This is a genomic window from Kitasatospora phosalacinea, assembly GCF_030268885.1.
GTDB classification, from domain to species: domain Bacteria; phylum Actinomycetota; class Actinomycetes; order Streptomycetales; family Streptomycetaceae; genus Kitasatospora; species Kitasatospora phosalacinea_C.
Genome location: NZ_BSSA01000006.1, coordinates 1 through 15,142, shown reverse-complemented (window position 1 = coordinate 15,142; position 15,142 = coordinate 1). Strand labels below are relative to the sequence as shown.

17 protein-coding genes are annotated in these 15,142 nt (G+C 74.0%); 9 read left to right on the top strand and 8 right to left on the bottom strand.

The annotated features are described in order from the left end of the window. Nucleotides 1-37: 37 nt before the first annotated feature. The 3 genes from hemC (at nucleotide 38) to hemB (ending at nucleotide 3,679) form a co-directional block, all read left to right on the top strand. Entirely contained in the window at nucleotides 38-1,012 is a 975-nt protein-coding gene (gene hemC, locus QSK52_RS10900) for a hydroxymethylbilane synthase (protein ID WP_285735766.1), read from the top strand. After that, nucleotides 1,009-2,628, top strand: a complete 1,620-nt coding sequence (locus QSK52_RS10895) for a uroporphyrinogen-III synthase (protein WP_285735765.1) — start codon at nucleotides 1,009-1,011, stop codon at nucleotides 2,626-2,628. The genes hemC and QSK52_RS10895 overlap by 4 nt, the downstream gene beginning before the upstream one ends. Before the next feature lie 70 nt (nucleotides 2,629-2,698). Next, nucleotides 2,699-3,679 (top strand): porphobilinogen synthase, encoded by a 981-nt coding sequence (hemB, locus tag QSK52_RS10890; protein WP_285735764.1) that lies wholly within the window; start codon nucleotides 2,699-2,701, stop codon nucleotides 3,677-3,679. Between the two features lie 87 nt (nucleotides 3,680-3,766). On the opposite strand, the gene QSK52_RS10885 is transcribed toward hemB, so the two are convergent. The 3 genes from QSK52_RS10885 to QSK52_RS10875 form a co-directional block, all read right to left on the bottom strand. Continuing rightward, nucleotides 3,767-4,024 (bottom strand): hypothetical protein, encoded by a 258-nt coding sequence (locus QSK52_RS10885; RefSeq protein ID WP_285735763.1) that lies wholly within the window; start codon nucleotides 4,022-4,024, stop codon nucleotides 3,767-3,769. A 203-nt stretch (nucleotides 4,025-4,227) separates the two neighbouring features. Further along, complete coding sequence (locus QSK52_RS10880) at nucleotides 4,228-4,572, bottom strand: hypothetical protein (RefSeq protein ID WP_033252293.1); 345 nt, start codon at nucleotides 4,570-4,572, stop codon at nucleotides 4,228-4,230. A 146-nt stretch (nucleotides 4,573-4,718) separates the two neighbouring features. Next, nucleotides 4,719-5,063: a hypothetical protein gene (locus QSK52_RS10875; RefSeq protein ID WP_014136472.1), complete on the bottom strand. Its 345-nt coding sequence runs from the start codon at nucleotides 5,061-5,063 to the stop codon at nucleotides 4,719-4,721. A 311-nt stretch (nucleotides 5,064-5,374) separates the two neighbouring features. Between QSK52_RS10875 and QSK52_RS10870 the strand changes: the two genes are divergently transcribed. Further along, nucleotides 5,375-6,082 (top strand): hypothetical protein, encoded by a 708-nt coding sequence (locus QSK52_RS10870; RefSeq protein ID WP_285735762.1) that lies wholly within the window; start codon nucleotides 5,375-5,377, stop codon nucleotides 6,080-6,082. 68 nt (nucleotides 6,083-6,150) lie between these two features. On the opposite strand, the gene QSK52_RS10865 is transcribed toward QSK52_RS10870, so the two are convergent. The 3 genes from QSK52_RS10865 to QSK52_RS10855 all read right to left on the bottom strand — a co-directional run bounded on the left by QSK52_RS10865 (nucleotide 6,151) and on the right by QSK52_RS10855 (nucleotide 7,267). Then, nucleotides 6,151-6,534 carry a hypothetical protein gene (locus QSK52_RS10865; RefSeq protein WP_285735761.1) on the bottom strand — a complete coding sequence of 128 codons (384 nt, stop codon included), beginning with the start codon at nucleotides 6,532-6,534 and terminating at the stop codon, nucleotides 6,151-6,153. A gap of 113 nt (nucleotides 6,535-6,647) precedes the next feature. Then, nucleotides 6,648-6,935, bottom strand: a complete 288-nt coding sequence (locus QSK52_RS10860) for a chaplin (protein WP_285735760.1) — start codon at nucleotides 6,933-6,935, stop codon at nucleotides 6,648-6,650. Between the two features lie 89 nt (nucleotides 6,936-7,024). Then, nucleotides 7,025-7,267 carry a chaplin gene (locus QSK52_RS10855; protein WP_033252291.1) on the bottom strand — a complete coding sequence of 81 codons (243 nt, stop codon included), beginning with the start codon at nucleotides 7,265-7,267 and terminating at the stop codon, nucleotides 7,025-7,027. Between the two features lie 448 nt (nucleotides 7,268-7,715). Between QSK52_RS10855 and QSK52_RS10850 the strand changes: the two genes are divergently transcribed. Further along, a complete protein-coding gene (locus QSK52_RS10850) occupies nucleotides 7,716-7,955 on the top strand; it encodes a chaplin (protein ID WP_033252290.1) in 240 nt (79 codons plus the stop codon). A 251-nt stretch (nucleotides 7,956-8,206) separates the two neighbouring features. Continuing rightward, nucleotides 8,207-9,859, top strand: a complete 1,653-nt coding sequence (locus tag QSK52_RS10845; RefSeq protein WP_285735759.1) for an RICIN domain-containing protein — start codon at nucleotides 8,207-8,209, stop codon at nucleotides 9,857-9,859. A 10-nt stretch (nucleotides 9,860-9,869) separates the two neighbouring features. Here QSK52_RS10845 and QSK52_RS10840 read toward each other — a convergent pair whose 3' ends face one another. Beyond that, nucleotides 9,870-10,448, bottom strand: a complete 579-nt coding sequence (locus QSK52_RS10840) for a DUF4291 domain-containing protein (protein WP_285735758.1) — start codon at nucleotides 10,446-10,448, stop codon at nucleotides 9,870-9,872. A 175-nt stretch (nucleotides 10,449-10,623) separates the two neighbouring features. Here QSK52_RS10840 and QSK52_RS10835 point away from each other — a divergent pair, with 175 nt between their 5' ends. After that, on the top strand, nucleotides 10,624-11,577 hold the full coding sequence (locus QSK52_RS10835) for an N-acetylglucosamine kinase (RefSeq protein ID WP_285735757.1): 954 nt from the start codon (nucleotides 10,624-10,626) through the stop codon (nucleotides 11,575-11,577). 51 nt (nucleotides 11,578-11,628) lie between these two features. Here QSK52_RS10835 and QSK52_RS10830 read toward each other — a convergent pair whose 3' ends face one another. Next, nucleotides 11,629-12,123, bottom strand: a complete 495-nt coding sequence (locus tag QSK52_RS10830; RefSeq protein WP_285735756.1) for an ATP-binding protein — start codon at nucleotides 12,121-12,123, stop codon at nucleotides 11,629-11,631. Nucleotides 12,124-12,292: 169 nt separating this feature from the next. On the opposite strand from QSK52_RS10830, the gene QSK52_RS10825 reads away from it, so the two are divergent. Together QSK52_RS10825 and QSK52_RS10820 are read left to right on the top strand one after the other, a co-directional pair. Continuing rightward, nucleotides 12,293-13,051: a GntR family transcriptional regulator gene (locus QSK52_RS10825; RefSeq protein WP_285735755.1), complete on the top strand. Its 759-nt coding sequence runs from the start codon at nucleotides 12,293-12,295 to the stop codon at nucleotides 13,049-13,051. Between the two features lie 159 nt (nucleotides 13,052-13,210). Next, a complete protein-coding gene (locus QSK52_RS10820; protein WP_285735754.1) occupies nucleotides 13,211-15,022 on the top strand; it encodes an alkyl/aryl-sulfatase in 1,812 nt (603 codons plus the stop codon). Nucleotides 15,023-15,142: the final 120 nt, after the last annotated feature.

The window sequence follows — 15,142 nt, the reverse complement described above, 5'->3', positions numbered from 1 at the left end:
CCCGTCAGCCCCCCAGCACGACCAGGACGATCACCTCATGAATGGTCAAGAGACAGTGACTCCGCTGCGCCTCGGCACCCGCCGCAGCGCCCTCGCCATGGCCCAGTCGGGCATGGTCGCGGAGGAGGTGGCCAAGGTCACCGGCCGCCGGGTGGAGCTGGTCGAGATCACCACCTACGGGGACGTCTCCCGCGAGTCGCTGGCCCAGATCGGCGGCACCGGGGTGTTCGTCTCCGCGCTGCGCGACGCCCTGCTGGAGGGCCGGATCGACCTGGCCGTCCACTCGCTCAAGGACCTGCCCACCGCCGCCCCCGCCGGGCTGCAGCTGGCCGCCGTCCCCGAGCGCGAGGACGTCCGGGACGCGCTGGTCGCCCGCGACGGCCTGACCCTGGCCGAGCTGGTCGGCAAGAGCACCGGCCGCACCGTCCGGGTCGGCACCGGCTCCCCGCGCCGGATGGCCCAGCTGAACGCCTGGGCCCGGGCCCGCGGCGCCGACCTGGAGACGGTGCCGATCCGCGGCAACGTGGACACCCGGATCAACTACGTCACCTCCGGCGAGCTCGACGCCGTGGTGCTGGCCACCGCTGGGCTCAACCGGCTCGGCCGCTCCGCCGAGATCACCGAGCACCTCGACCCCGAGCTGATGCTGCCCGCCCCCGGGCAGGGCGCGCTCGCCGTCGAGTGCGTCGACCCGACCCTGGCCGCCGTCCTGGCCCGGCTCGACCACCGCCCCACCCGGGCCGCCGTGGTCGCCGAACGCGCCCTGCTCGCCACCCTGGAGGCCGGCTGCTCCGCCCCGGTCGCCGCGCTGGCGACCTGGGCGGGCACCGAACTGCGCCTGGACGGCGTGGTCGGCACCACCGACGGCGCCGAACTGCTCAAGATGTCCGCCAACGGCCCGCTCGTCCCCGACGAGACCGCCGAGGAGCAGGCCGCGGCCCTGGGCCGCGCCCTGGCCACCCGGCTGCTCGACACCGGAGCGGCCAACCTGATGGGGGAGCGCGCCCGATGACCGCCGCCGGATTCCACCCGCCCGCAGGGCGCTGCACCTTCCTCGGCGCCGGCCCCGGCGACCCCGGGCTGCTCACCCTGCGCGCCGTCGACGTGCTCGGCACCGCCGACGTGCTGATCGCCGACCCGCTGACCGCCGCCGCGGTCCGCACCCACTGTCCCAGCGGCGTCCAGGTCATCGACCCGGCCGACGCGGGCCGGGAGCTCGCCGACCTGGCCGCCGACGCGGTCAAGGCCGGGCGCCACCTGGTCCGCACCGTGGACGGCGACCCCGGCCTGGACGGCTGCGCCGCCCAGGAGATGCTGCGCTGCGCCCAGGCGGGCGTGCCGTTCGAGGTTGTCCCGGGCGTCGCCCAGTCGGTGGGCGTGCCCGCCTACGCGGGCGTCCCGCTGCGCGGCGGCCAGGGCGCGGACGTCCGCTTCGTGGACGCCGAGGCGCTGCTGGCCGGGCAGGTCGTCGACCTGGGCGCGCCGGAGACCACCCTGGTGGTGCGCACCACCCTGGGCCAGCTGCCCGCGACCGCCAACTCCCTGGTGGCGCACGGCCGCAAGCCCGACGCGGCGCTCTCCGCGACGCTGTCCGGCACCACCACCCGGCAGCGCACCTTCACCTCCACGCTGGCCGCCATCGCCGCCGACCTGAAGGCCGCCCGGGTGCTGCCCTCGCCGGTCTCCGCCCCGGTGGACCCGGCGACCCCGGTGATAGCCGTGGTGGGCGAGCAGGTCGCCCACCGGGCCTCGCACTCGTGGTTCGAGACCAAGCCGCTGTTCGGCTGGAACGTCCTCGTCCCGCGCACCAAGGAGCAGGCCCACGGCCTCTCCGAGCAGCTGCGCTCGTACGGCGCGGTGCCGCAGGAGGTGCCGACCATCGCGGTCGAGCCGCCGCGCACCCCGCAGCAGATGGAGCGGGCCATCAAGGGCCTGGTCACCGGGCGCTACGAGTGGATCGCCTTCACCTCGGTCAACGCCGTCAAGGCCGTCCGGGAGAAGTTCGAGGAGTACGGCCTGGACGCCCGGGCGTTCGCCGGGATCAAGGTCGCGGCGGTCGGCGAGACCACCGCGCAGGCCCTGGTCGACTTCGGCGTCAAGCCCGACCTGGTGCCCTCCGGCGAGCAGTCCGCGGCCGGGCTGCTCGAGGACTGGCCGCCGTACGACCCGGTGTTCGACCCGATCGACCGGGTGCTGCTGCCGCGCGCCGACATCGCCACCGAGACCCTGGTGGCGGGCCTGGTCGAGCTCGGCTGGGAGGTCGACGACGTCACCGCGTACCGGACGGTGCGCGCCTCGCCGCCGCCGGCCGAGACCCGGGAGGCGATCAAGGGCGGCGGTTTCGACGCGGTGCTGTTCACCTCGTCCTCGACCGTCCGCAACCTGGTCGGCATCGCGGGCAAGCCGCACAACGTGACCGTCATCGCCTGCATCGGCCCGGCCACCGCCAAGACGGCGGAGGAGCACGGCCTGCGGGTCGACGTGATGGCCCCGGCCCCGTCCGCGTCGGCGCTCGCCCAGGCGCTCGCCGACTTCGGGGCCAACCGCCGGGACGCCGCCACCGCGGCGGGCGAGCCGGTCTACCGGCCGAGCGAACGCCGCCCCGGCTCGCGCCGCAAGGCGCGCTGACCCTCACGTCGGGGGGAGGCCCGCGGGCCTCCCCCCGACGCGTTCTTCCGTGACTCAGGGAGCCTTCGAAGTGTCCGCCGAATTCCCGTCCGTCCGCCCGCGCCGCCTGCGCACCACCCCGGCGATGCGCCGCCTGGTCGCCGAGACCCGGCTGCACCCGGCCGAGCTGATCCTGCCCGCCTTCGTCCGCGAGGGCATCGCCGAGCCGCAGCCGATCGGCTCGATGCCCGGCGTGGTCCAGCACACCCGCGACACCCTGCGCCGGGCCGCGGTCGAGGCCGCCGAGGCCGGGGTCGGCGGCATCATGCTGTTCGGCGTCCCCGCGGTGCAGGACGCCACCGGCACCGCGGGCACCGACCCCGAGGGCATCCTGCAGCTCGCCATCCGCGACGTGGTCTCCGAGGTCGGCGACGAGCTGGTGGTGATGTCCGACCTGTGCCTGGACGAGTTCACCGACCACGGCCACTGCGGCGTGCTCGCCGCCGACGGCTCGGTCGACAACGACGCCACCCTGGAGCGCTACGCCGAGATGGCCGTGGTCCAGGCCGACGCGGGCGTCCACCTGGTCGGCCCGTCCGGGATGATGGACGGCCAGGTCGCCGTGGTCCGCCGGGCGCTGGACGCCGCCGGGCACCAGGACACCGGCATCCTCGCCTACACCGCCAAGTACGCCTCCGCGTTCTTCGGCCCGTTCCGGGAGGCCGTCGGCTCCTCGCTCAAGGGCGACCGCAAGACCTACCAGCAGGACCCGGCCAACGCCCGCGAGGCGCTGCGCGAACTGGCCCAGGACGTCGCGGAGGGCGCCGACCTGGTCATGGTCAAGCCCGCGATGTCCTACCTGGACGTCGTCCGCCAGGTCGCCGACGCCTCCCCGGTGCCGGTCGCCGCGTACCAGGTCTCCGGCGAGTACGCGATGGTCGAGGCCGCCGCGGCCAACGGCTGGATCGAGCGCGAGCGCACCATCCTGGAGACGCTCACCTCGATCCGCCGGGCCGGCGCCGAGCAGATCCTCACCTACTGGGCGGTCGAGGCCGCGGGCATGCTGCGCTGACGGACCGTCGGGCGCGCCGGGGAACCGACAGCACGGAGGGCGCGGAGGCCGTTGACGGCCTCCGCGCCCTCCGCGTTCGATCCGGCGTCAGTCGATCGCGACGACGCCGCCCTCGCCGCCGCCGACGGCGGTGTCGGTGGCCCAGCCGTAGCCGCCGCCCGCGGTGAAGATGTGGGAGGTCTCGGCGAAGCCCGCCCAGTGCCCGGCGACGAAGGGCTCGTCGGCGGTGGCCACGCCCTCGACGCCGCCGCCGACGGCGACGTGCGCGTAGGCGGGGGCGGCGATGCCGGCCAGGGCGAGCGCGGCGACCGAGGTGATGACGGCCTTGCCCAGCTTGCTCTTCATGGGGAAGTTCCTCTCTGCGTCAGGTGGTGCGTCTCTACGTCAACACAGGGGTGCGGCTGGAGCGGCGCTGCACGCGCCCACCGGTGCTCCGATCACCCGATCGCGCCGCAGACGAACGGGTCTCCGGGAGCGGCCGGAGACGTGGAACCGCCGGGTCCCGGGGATCGCTCCCCCGGACCCGGCGGTCGGTTGCGACCGGGAGGTCAGCCGATCAGGTGGGAGACGCCACCGTCGCCGCTGCCCACGGTGTTCTGGCCCACGACGCAGGTCTGCGACGGCTCGTTGTCCAGGACGTCGGCCTCGATCGGCACCGCGACGCCGATGACGGCCACGGCGATGTTGTGCACCTCGGGGAGGCACAGGTTCGGGTTGTCCAGGGTGTGGAAGTTCGGGCTGTGGTTGCCCGAGGTGCCAGTGGCGTTGGTGCCGCCGTTGCCCTGGACCGAGGTGGCGGCGCCGTCCGCGTCACCGATGGCCATCGCCGGGGAGGCGATCGTGGCGAGACCGGCGGCGGCGACGCCGGCGGCGGCGAGAGCCTTCTTGATCATTGGGTTTTCCTTTTCGGATCTGATGGAGTGGAGCAGTGGACCGGCGCGTGGCTCGCGCCCGGTCCCACCGCCGGGCCGGGGGAGCGGACCCGGCGGGTCGTGCCGCGCGGAGCGTGGGGCTCCGCGCCGGGGGCAGTGACGGTGGGTCAGCCGACCAGGTGGGAGACGCCGCCGTCGCCGCTGCCGAGGGTGCCCTGGCCGACCACGCAGGTCTGCTTGGGCTGGTTGTTGAGCGCGTCGACCTCGACCGGGACGGCCACGCCGAGCACCGCAACGCCGATGTTGTGGATCTCCGGGAGGCACAGGTTCGGGTTGTCGGCGAAGTGGAAGTTCGGGCTGTTGTTGCCCCAGGTGCCGGTGGCGTTGGTGCCGCCGTTGCCCTGGATCGAGCCGGCCGAACCGTCCGCGTTGCCGATAGCGACGGCGGGGGTGGACACCGCGGCCAGCGCGGCGGCGGCCAGGCCGACGGTAGCGAAAGTCTTCTTGAGCATGGTGGAGATACCTCTCTGAAATGCCGTTCGAGGGGTGCTGCCCCGTCGTCGTCGGGATCAAAGAATGGCGACTCGGAAAGTTACGGGGTCACGGGGAAATTCGTCGGCGTTCACCGTTTTCCCCGCGCGCCGGTCGGATTTTCGACGATGCGGAGATCGGATTATTCAGCCGTTCCGGTTAACTCCCGCTATCCGCGCGGGAGCTGGCTCGTTCGCCAGGGTGCCTACCGGGCAATCGAACCGATTCCCCGAACGGACTTTCCCCGAACGAACTTTCCCGAACGAAGTTTCCCGAACGAACGGCGAACACGATGAAGCTCTCCAAGCGGGCGACCGGCGCCCTGCTGCTGGCGGTCGGTGCCGGCGTGGCGGCGACCCAGGGCGTGGCCCAGGCGGCCCCGAAGACCCCGGCCGAGGTGGCCGCGATCGAGAACGGCCTGGCCACCCAGGAGGTGCCGTTCAGCATTCCGCTCAGCGCGGCGACCGCCCCGCTCCCGCTGCTGCCGGACGGCGGCGAGATCCACGGCGGGATCCCGACCTCGCCGCTGATGCCGCCCACCGACACCGGGCAGAGCCCCACCCAGCCGATCCCGGACCACGTGCTGCCCGCGATCAACGGCGGCAAGGCGGGCCCCTCGCTGGGCGCCGTGCTGCCGCTGCCCGAGGTCGACCGCGGTGCCGAGCTGGGCACCCTCGGCCTGGACGCCCCGGCCGCCCCGCTCAACCTGGCCGGTCCGGCGGTCGGCCTCGGCCAGCCGGTCTCCTTCGTGGAGGGTCAGGGCGGCCAGCTCACCGACGCCGCGCTGACCCTGGACAAGGTCGACCCGCACCTGGTGACCGCGCCGGTGCAGGCCGTCCCCGGGGCGAGCGCCTCGCTCGGCGGCGAGCAGGACCAGATCTCGGTCACCGACTCGGTGCGGAACCTGGCCGCCACCACCACCGCCACCACCGGCGAGATGGTGAACCAGGCCGACCCGGTGGGCATCCTCGCCGACGGGCTGAACCAGGCCCAGGTCTGACGGCAGCCCGACGCGCGTACGGCCCGGGCCCCTCCGCGGAGGGGCCCGGGCCGTACGCGCGTCCGCCCTCAGCCCGGCAGCACGCCGAGCAGCGGTCCGGCCAGCGGGAGGTCCTCCGCGCCGCCGCCGCCGGACAGCGGGGCGGTCAGCGGGGCGGTGCCGACCGGCGCGACGCCGTTGTCGGGGACGACCGCGACGCCGTTGTTCAGCACGTCCGCGCCGGAGCCGGCCCACGGGTCGAGCCGCAGCTCCTTCACCGGCGCGATCGCGTAGCCCAGCGCGCCGGTGGTGCCGCCGACGGCCTGCTGGGGGTCGGTGTTCTGCAGGTGGGTGGTGGGCACGGGGAGCCCGCCGAGGGTTTCGGTCTCGGCGTGCGCGGCCTGCGCGGTGACGCCGCCGAGCAGCATCGCGGCGCCGAGCGCGGCCACGGCGCCGGTGGTCTTCCGGGACATCGGCCAATCCTTACGGGGTGAGTGGAGCGGGGCTCCGAGGAGAACGCGCGCGGCCCCCCGGCCACCGGGCCGGGGGGCAGTCTGCACGGGGGTACCGATCAGCCGTGGGCTGTTCAGCAGTCGTCGCCGACCGGGGCCGGGGGCTCCTCGACGACCGGGGCGTCGATGTTGGCGCAGGAGTTGCCGAACGCGGGGTTCAGCAGGCCGATCACGTTGATCGAGTTGCCGCAGACGTTCACCGGGACGTGCACCGGCACCTGCACGGCGTTGCCGGAGAGCACGCCGGGGGAGTTGGCGGCGACGCCCTCGGCGCCGGCCGAGGCGTTGGCCAGACCGGCCGAGCCGAGCACCAGGCCGGCGGCGGCGGCCGACAGGACGGCGGCCTTCTTCACGTTCTGCATGGGGGTTGATCTCCTAGATCACACAGGGAGTTGGTGCGCCGCACCGCACGACGGGCGTGCGGTGCGGCGCGGGCGCTGCGTCAGGCAGTTCAGCCGACGTTGGCGCAGTGGTTGCCGAACGCCGGGTTCAGCAGGCCGATGACGTTGACGGTGTTGCCGCAGACGTTGACCGGGACGTGCACCGGGACCTGGATCAGGTTGCCGGAGAGCACGCCGGGGGAGCCGGCGGCGACGCCCTCGGCGCCCGCGGAGGCGTTGGCCAGACCGGCCGAGCCGAGGACCAGGCCGGCGGCGGCGACGGACAGGACCGCGGCCTTCTTGAAGTTGCGCATAGCTTTCTTCCTCACGTTCTGCCCGACTGTGGATGGTCGGGTGCCGGGCGATTGGCATCATCGCCCGCGGTTTTCCGGATGCGCCGTGAATGTCACTCACGCGGCCCAACACCCTCGTGTCGCCCGTGGCTTGGGCGGTACGTGCCGCGTCGGGGTGCGCCCGCGACTGCTCACTCACGGCGGGGAGCGGTCGCTTCGCGGCGCTTCCAGGGCGGCCCGGGGCTGCCTGTGGAGCGGTGTTCGTGAGGAAGAACGAGCCGGCGCGGTCGGGGAAACGGTCGGATTCGCCGATCACCCGAATGCGGCGGATTAGGCCGAGTGGGTGATTGTTCGAGGGCGTGCGCAACTGTGCCCGGGCGGCTTCGTTGGCCTGGTGCACGTCCCGTGTGCTTCCTACCGGCAGCCCCCGGCGCGGCAATTGGAAGATCTGATTTATCGAGGAGACTCAATGAGCATCAAGAAGGCCGCCGCCGTCGGCGCCGCTGTCGTGGGCATCGTCGCCGCCGGTGCGGGCTCCGCCATGGCGAGCAGCGGCGCCGAGGGTGTCGCCGCCGGTTCCCCCGGTGTCGCCTCCGGCAACGAGATCCAGGTTCCGGTGCACATCCCGGTCAACCTGTGCGGCAACTCGGTGGACGTCATCGGCGCCCTGAACCCGGCGTTCGGCAACTCCTGCGCCAACGTCGGCTGACGCGAGCCCCCTGGTCGGCCGAGCCGCCGTCCGCATCCTCCCGGTGAGGTGCGGGCGGCGGCTCGGCCGCGTTTCCGGCCGGGAGCGGCAAGGGTGGTGACGGCGGGTCAACTCGTCGTGACTCTTGTTGTGTTACCTGTCAGTACCTAGCATGTGAGCCTGCCTCATGTTCGCCGAGCCCCGCTCGGCACCCGTGCTCCGCGCCGCCCGGCAGCCGCCGGGCGATCCCCCACCCTCGCAAGGAGTCATGAGTGTCCAGGTCACCGCGCGGCGCCGCCCGCCGCCGCCCACCCGCCCTGCTCGCCACCGCCGCCCTGCTCGCCGCCCTCGGACTCGGCAGCGGCCTCGGCGCCGCCGACGCCCGGGCCGCGTCCGGCAGTCCCGGCAAGCCCGCCGCGATCGTCTCGCTCGGCGACAGCGCGATCTCCGGCGAGGGCGCGGGCACCGACACCGGCGACGACTACGTCCCCGGCACCGACACGCCCACCAACTACTGCCACCGCTCCACCCGGTCCGAGATCTTCGTGACCCAACTGCCCGGCGTCACCCCGATCGACCTGGCCTGCTCCGGCGCCCAGACCGGCGACCTGGTCAGCGACCCCGAGCTGGCGAAGACCACCGGTCCCGGCAGCGGGGACTTCGGCGAGCCCAAGCAGGACGTCCAACTCGCCTCCGTCGCACGGCAGTACGACGTCAAGATGGTCGTCGTCACGATCGGCGCCAACGACGACTTCGAGTTCGCGAACATCATGATGGACTGCCTCGCCCAGTACTTCCCGATCCCGCAGTCCAAGGGCTGCCGCGACACCATCGGCAGCGCCGAGATCACCCGCCGCGCCGCCGGGGTCAAGCCCAAGGTCGTCGCCGCGCTCACGAACATCCGCAGCACCATGCGGGCCGCGGGCTACTCGGACGACTCCTACCAGCTCGTCTACCAGTCCTACTTCAACCCGATCACCCCCGACATCCGGCGCAACGACTACGCCGGGAAGGTCGCCGACGGCTGCCCCGCCTTCCCCGAGGACCTCGCCTGGGGCCACAACTGGGTCGTCCCCACCCTCAGCGACGCCCTGCGCGAAGCCGCCGCCGCCGTCCCCGGGGTGCGCTACCTCGACCAGCGCCGGGTCGCCTTCGGCCACGAGGTCTGCGCCGAGTGGACCAGCTCCCCGTACGAGTACACCAACGGCGACGTGATCGACCTGTCCGAGACGACCCGCAACGGCTGCGACAGCCCGATCGCCATCCCCGGCCTGTGCATGAACAACGTCCGCCAGTCGTACCACCTGCGGGTCGCCGGGTACGCCGCCGAGGCCGCCTGCCTGCGGCAGTTCTACCAGCAGGCCGCGCTCGCCCAGGCGTTCTGCTCGCTCAACCAGCAGGACGGCACCTCGATCACCCCGCTCACCCCCGGCGCGCCCTTCCCCGACGGGCCCGAGGACGGCGCCTGGTACCAGCTCACCAACCAGGCCGACGGCAGGGTCCTCGACCTGGCCGGCGGCGGCAGCTACGGCGACGCCACCAACGGCCGCACCGCCATCACCTATCCGGCCACCGGCGGCCTCAACCAGTCCTTCGTGTTCGAGGCCAAGGCCGGCGGCAGCTACGAGCTCGACTTCAGCGGCAACCGCGACATGTGCCTCGACGTCGCCGGGGCCTCCACCGCGCCCGGCGCCACGATCGAGCAGTGGCGCTGCAACGGCGGCGGCAACCAGCACTGGCTGCTGAAGCCCGTCGGCGACGGCACCTACACCCTCGCCGACTCCCAGGACCCGACGAAGCTCGCCACCGCCACCACGCAGACCGACGCCCAGGGCAACCGCCTGGTCCGGCTCGCCGCCGACAACGGCTCCGCCGCCCAGCACTGGCGGCTCACCAAGCTCGGCATCGTCTACCTGCACGGCTGAGGCCGGGCGGTCAGGACACCCCCAGCCGGGCGGCCGCACCCGCGGGCACCGGGTACGGCCGCTCCGGCGGCAGCAACGCCGCGTCCCGCGAGGCGTGCAACGCGCGGGCCAGCGGCGTCAGGTCCTCGATCCGCACCAGCCACTCCCCGGCGTAGCGCCGCACCAGCTCCCCGCCCAGGCCCAGCTGCAGCGAGCGGTGCGCCAGCGGCTGCAGCCCCAGGTCCCGCTCCGGGTCCCACTGCACCCGGGCCGCGCTGCGCCGCAACTCCCGCTGCCACTGCGCCCGCGAGGCGTGCACCCCCCGCTCGTACGAACTCAGCACCGCCGCCTCCAGCGCCGCGTCGAACCCCTCCCGCCGGATCACCACCCCCAGCACCCGTTCCTGCCCCTCGCTCCGGGCCCAGTCGCTGCGGTGCATCAGCCAGCGGAACGAGGGCTTCACCCACGTCATCCGCTCCGTGCTGAACGCCGCGGGGAACCGGCCCTCGGCCGCGGCGGGCTCGGCGATCTCCGGGCGGAACGCCTGGTAGACCGTCACCGTCTCGTCGTCGTACCGGGCCCGGACCTGCCTCTTCGGTGTCTCCTCCACCTCGCCATGCTGACCCGTCGGGCAGCCGTGCGGTAGCGGATTTCAGGGGGCCGGGGAACGGCGGGAAGCGAAATCAGGAGATCGGGGAACGGTGAGTCCGTGCTGCTGCGGGCCCCTGGGTGCGGGCCCTCGGGGGTGGGCCCTCCGGGGGGTGGGAGCATGGAGCCGGAGGTGCGTGGTGGCCGGTGCGGAGTTGGTGCTGGGGTTGGACGTCGGGGGCACCAGCACGCGTGTCCTGGTGGCGGGGCTGGACGGGCGGGTGGTCGGACAGGCGCGCGGGGGCGGGGGGAACCCGGTCGCGCACGGGGCGGAGGCCGCGGCGGCCGAGATCGGGGGAGCGGTGCGGGCCGCGCTGGCCGGGGTGGACCCGGGGCGGGTCGCGGCGGGGGTGCTCGGGCTCGCGGGCGGGCTGGTGGTGCAGCCGGACTTCGCCGGGCTGTGGGACGGGCTCGGCCTGGGCGCGCACCCGGTGCTGGTGAGCGACGTCCTGCTGGCGCACGCCGCCGGCAGCTCCGCGCCGGACGGGAACGTGGTGCTCAGCGGGACGGGCGGGATGGCCGCCGAGGTCCTCGACCACGAGCTGCGCCGCACCGCGGACGGGCACGGCTGGCTGCTGGGCGACCGCGGCTCGGGCGTCTGGCTCGGCCGGGAGGCGGTCTCCGGCGCCCTCGCCACCATCGACCGGGACGCGCCGCTCACCGGTCTGGACGCGGCGGTCGCCGAGGCGCTGACCGGCCCGGACGGTCCGGGCGAGGACCCGCGGTCGACGCTGATCGCCGCCGTCCACGCGCAGGCCCCGGCCCGGCTGGCCCGGCTCGCCCCCGTCGTCCTGGAGCGGGCCGGGCTCGGCGACCCGGCGGCGCTCGCCCTGGTCGCCCGGGCCGCCGACCACCTGCTCGACACGCTCGCCCTGCTCCGTCCGCCCGACTGCGCCCTCCCGATCGTGCTGGCCGGGGGGCTGCTCAGCTCCCCGACCCCGCTCGCCGCCCGGCTCCGCCCGCTGCTGGCCGCCCGCTGGCCCGGCGCCCCGCTCCGCCCGGCCGGGGACGGTGCGGGCGCGGCGGCCTGGCTGGCGGCGCGCTCCCTGGGCCGCGGCACGGAGGAGCTGCACCGGGCGCTGACGGCCTGACCCCGACCGCCCGGCCCCGGCCCGCCCGGCCCCGGCCCGCCCGGGGCACCGTCACTGGCAGGTCATCGCCCAGGGCGCGATCCCGCCGTGCGGGGCCCGGTGCGGCGGGGGGTCGGCGGTGCCGTCGGCCGGGCGGGCGGCGGCACCGGGGAGGGCGATCTCGGCCCAGACCCACTTGCCGCCGCGCTTGCGCACCACGCCGTGGGCGAGGGCGAGTTCGGCGATCAGGAGCAGGCCGCGGCCGGACTCCTCGTCCTCGGCGGGGTGGCCGGGGGCGAGGACGGGGACGGCGGGGGAGGAGTCGTAGACCTCGATGACGGCGCGGTGGTGCAGCGGGTCGGCGTGGACGCCGACGGTGACGGCGGGGCCGGTGGCGTGGCGGACGGCGTTGCCGAGGAGTTCGGAGGTGACGAGGTCGAGGGTGAAGCGGGTGTCCTCGTCGAGGGGGGTGTTCCAGGAGGCGAGGAGGTCGCGGACCCGGTGGCGTCCGGCGGCGACGGTGGCGGGCTCGCGGGGCAGTGAGAACCATCGACGGTGGACGGACACGGCAGGCTCCTCACGCGGTTTCGCCCGATGGGCGGGGACTCGGCAGCCGATATGAGGGTATGTCAGATCCCAACATCTCTAGACAAGCTGAAATCTCTAGAGATGTCAATGCGTCAGGGGCAGCTCCTGCGTAGGATGTCTAGAGAAGAGGGGAAGGAAGTCCGCCGCCATGACCAGTAGCCCGCGCGTCACGCAGCCCAAGTACCAGCGGATCGCCGATGACCTCAAGCGCGAGATCGACGCCGGCCGCTACCGCCCCGGCGACCGGCTCCCCGGCGAGAACGACCTGATGGCGACGTACGGCGTGGCCAGGATGACGGCCCGTCAGGCGCTCGGGGTGCTGCAGGGCGAGGGGATAGCGGAGGCCCGCCGGGGCGTGGGCGTGTTCGTCCGGGAGTTCCGGCCGATACGGCGCCGCGGCATCCAGCGGCTGTCCGACCGGACGTGGGGCGGCGGCGCCTCGGTCTGGTCGGCCGACATAGCCTCCCGCGAGCTGGCGGTGGACCAGCTGAGCGTCGCCGAGCGGGAGGCGCCCGAGCAGATCGCCGCCGTGCTGGGCCTCAAGCCGGGCGAGCCCGCCTGCGTGCGCAGCCGCCGCTTCGTGCTGGACGGCAAGCCGGTGCTGCTCTCCGACTCGTACCTGCCGGCCGCGCTGGTTGCGGGCAGCCGGATCACCGACCCCGACACCGGCCCCGGCGGCACGTACGCCCGGCTCGCCGAGTTGGGCCACAAGCCGGTGCACTTCCAGGAGCAGATCCGCTCCCGGATGCCCGCGGGGGACGAGGCGGAGCGGCTGGCGCTGGCGCCCGGCACGCCGGTGTTCCTGGTGCACCGGATCGCGTTCGCCGAGGACGGGCAGGCGGTGGAGGTCAACGAGATGGTGCTCGACTCGGCCTCGTACATCCTGGAGTACGACTTCGACGCCTGAGCCCGCGTCCGTCCACAGGCCTGTGGACGGACGCGCGGCCCGCCGTTCACCGGTTCGGAGCAGCAGTGCGGGCCGGGGCGGGGCGCGGGGACGGAGGGTGGGCAGAGGGTCCGCTCCGCGAGCGGCGCGGGTGCGGCCCGCGACCCGGGAGGCGCCACGGTGAGCCACCACGACCAGCTCGACTACTCCGACCGCACCGACTTCGAGGACGCCGACCGCGGGCTGATCGCCCCGCCCGTCACCGACACCGTCACCACCGCGGACGGCCGGGTGGCGTGGGACTTCCGGGCCACCGACTTCCTGGCCGGGGAGTGCCCCGACACCGTGCACCCCAGCCTCTGGCGGCAGTCCCAGCTGACCGCCCGCGCCGGGCTGTTCGAGGTCACCGAGGGCGTCTACCAGATCCGCGGCTTCGACCTGTCGAACATGACGCTGATCGAGGGCGAGCGCGGGGTGGTGGTGGTCGACCCGCTGGTGTCCGCCGAGTGTGCGGCCGCGGGCCTGGCGCTCTACCGGGAGCACCGCGGCGAACGCCCGGTCACCGCCGTGCTGTTCACCCACTCGCACATCGACCACTTCGGCGGCGTGCACGGCGTGATCGAGCCGGGCTCGGACGTCCCGATCGTCGCCCCGTCCGGGTTCATGGAGCACTCGGTCGCCGAGAACGTGTACGCGGGCACCGCGATGCTGCGGCGCGGCGACTACTACTCCGGCGGCGACCTGCCGCCCGGCCCGACCGGCCTGGTCGGCATGGGCCTGGGCCACACCGCCTCGCACGGCACCCCGAGCCTGCTGCCCGCCACCCTCGACGTCACCCGCACCGGGCAGGAGGAGCGGCTCGACGGGGTGCTGTTCCGCTTCCAGCTCACGCCCGGCACCGAGGCGCCGTCCGAGCTGAACTTCTTCCTGCCCGAGCGCCGCGCCCTGTGCATGGCCGAGAACGCCACCCACAACCTGCACAACATCCTGACCCTGCGCGGCGCGGTGGTCCGCGACGCCCGGGTCTGGTCGCGCTACCTCACCGAGGCGATCGAGCTCTTCGCCGCCGACTCCGACGTGGTCTTCGCCTCGCACCACTGGCCGACCTGGGGCACCGAGCGGCTCACCCGCTTCCTGTCCGAGCAGCGCGACCTGTACGGCTACCTGCACGACCAGACCCTGCGCCTGCTCAACCAGGGCCTCACCGGGCCGGAGATCGCCGAGCAGCTGGAACTCCCGCCCGCGCTGGCCTCCGCCTGGCACGCCCGCGGCTACTACGGTTCGGTCAGCCACAACGTGAAGGCCATCTACCAGCGCTACATGGGCTGGTACGACGGCAACCCGGCCTCGCTCTGGGAGCACCCGCCGACCGAGAGCGCCAGGCGCTACGTCGACTGCATCGGCGGCCAGGACGCCGTCCTCGCCAAGGCCCGGGAGTACGCCGACGCCGGTGACCTGCGGTTCGCCGCCCAACTGCTCAAGCACGCCGTGTTCGCCGACCCGGAGAGCAAGGACGCCAAGGAGCAGCTCGCGCAGGTCTTCGAACGGCTCGGGTACGGGGCGGAGAACGCGACCTGGCGCAACTGCTACCTGATGGGCGCGCTGGAGCTGCGCAACCCCCCGAAGGCGATGCCGTTCGGGGCCGGCAGCTTCGCCGGGGCGCTCACCGTCGACCAGGTCTTCGACTCGCTGGCGATCCGGGTCAACGGCCCCGCGGCCTGGGGCGAACGGCTCAGCACCGTCTGGAAGTTCACCGACCTCGGCACCACCCACCGGGCGACCCTGCACAACGGCGTCCTGGTGCACGGCGAGGTCACCCGGGATCCGGGCCCGGCCGACCTCACCGCCACCCTCACCAAGCCGCAGCTGTTCGACCTGCTGGCCGGCCGGGGCCGGGACGGGATCGACCTCAGCGGCGACCCGGCCGTCCTGGACCGGCTGTTCGCGGTCCTGGACGAGTCCGACCCGGCGTTCCCGGTCGTCACCCCCTGACAGTGATGATGTGACTGGTGGTTCTGCTGATGAGCCTGACCCGCCCCCTGACTGACGCCTCGGGCTGTCCTGTTTGGGATTTGTCGGCTCATCAGCAGGCCATCACGCACGCGGCCGGAC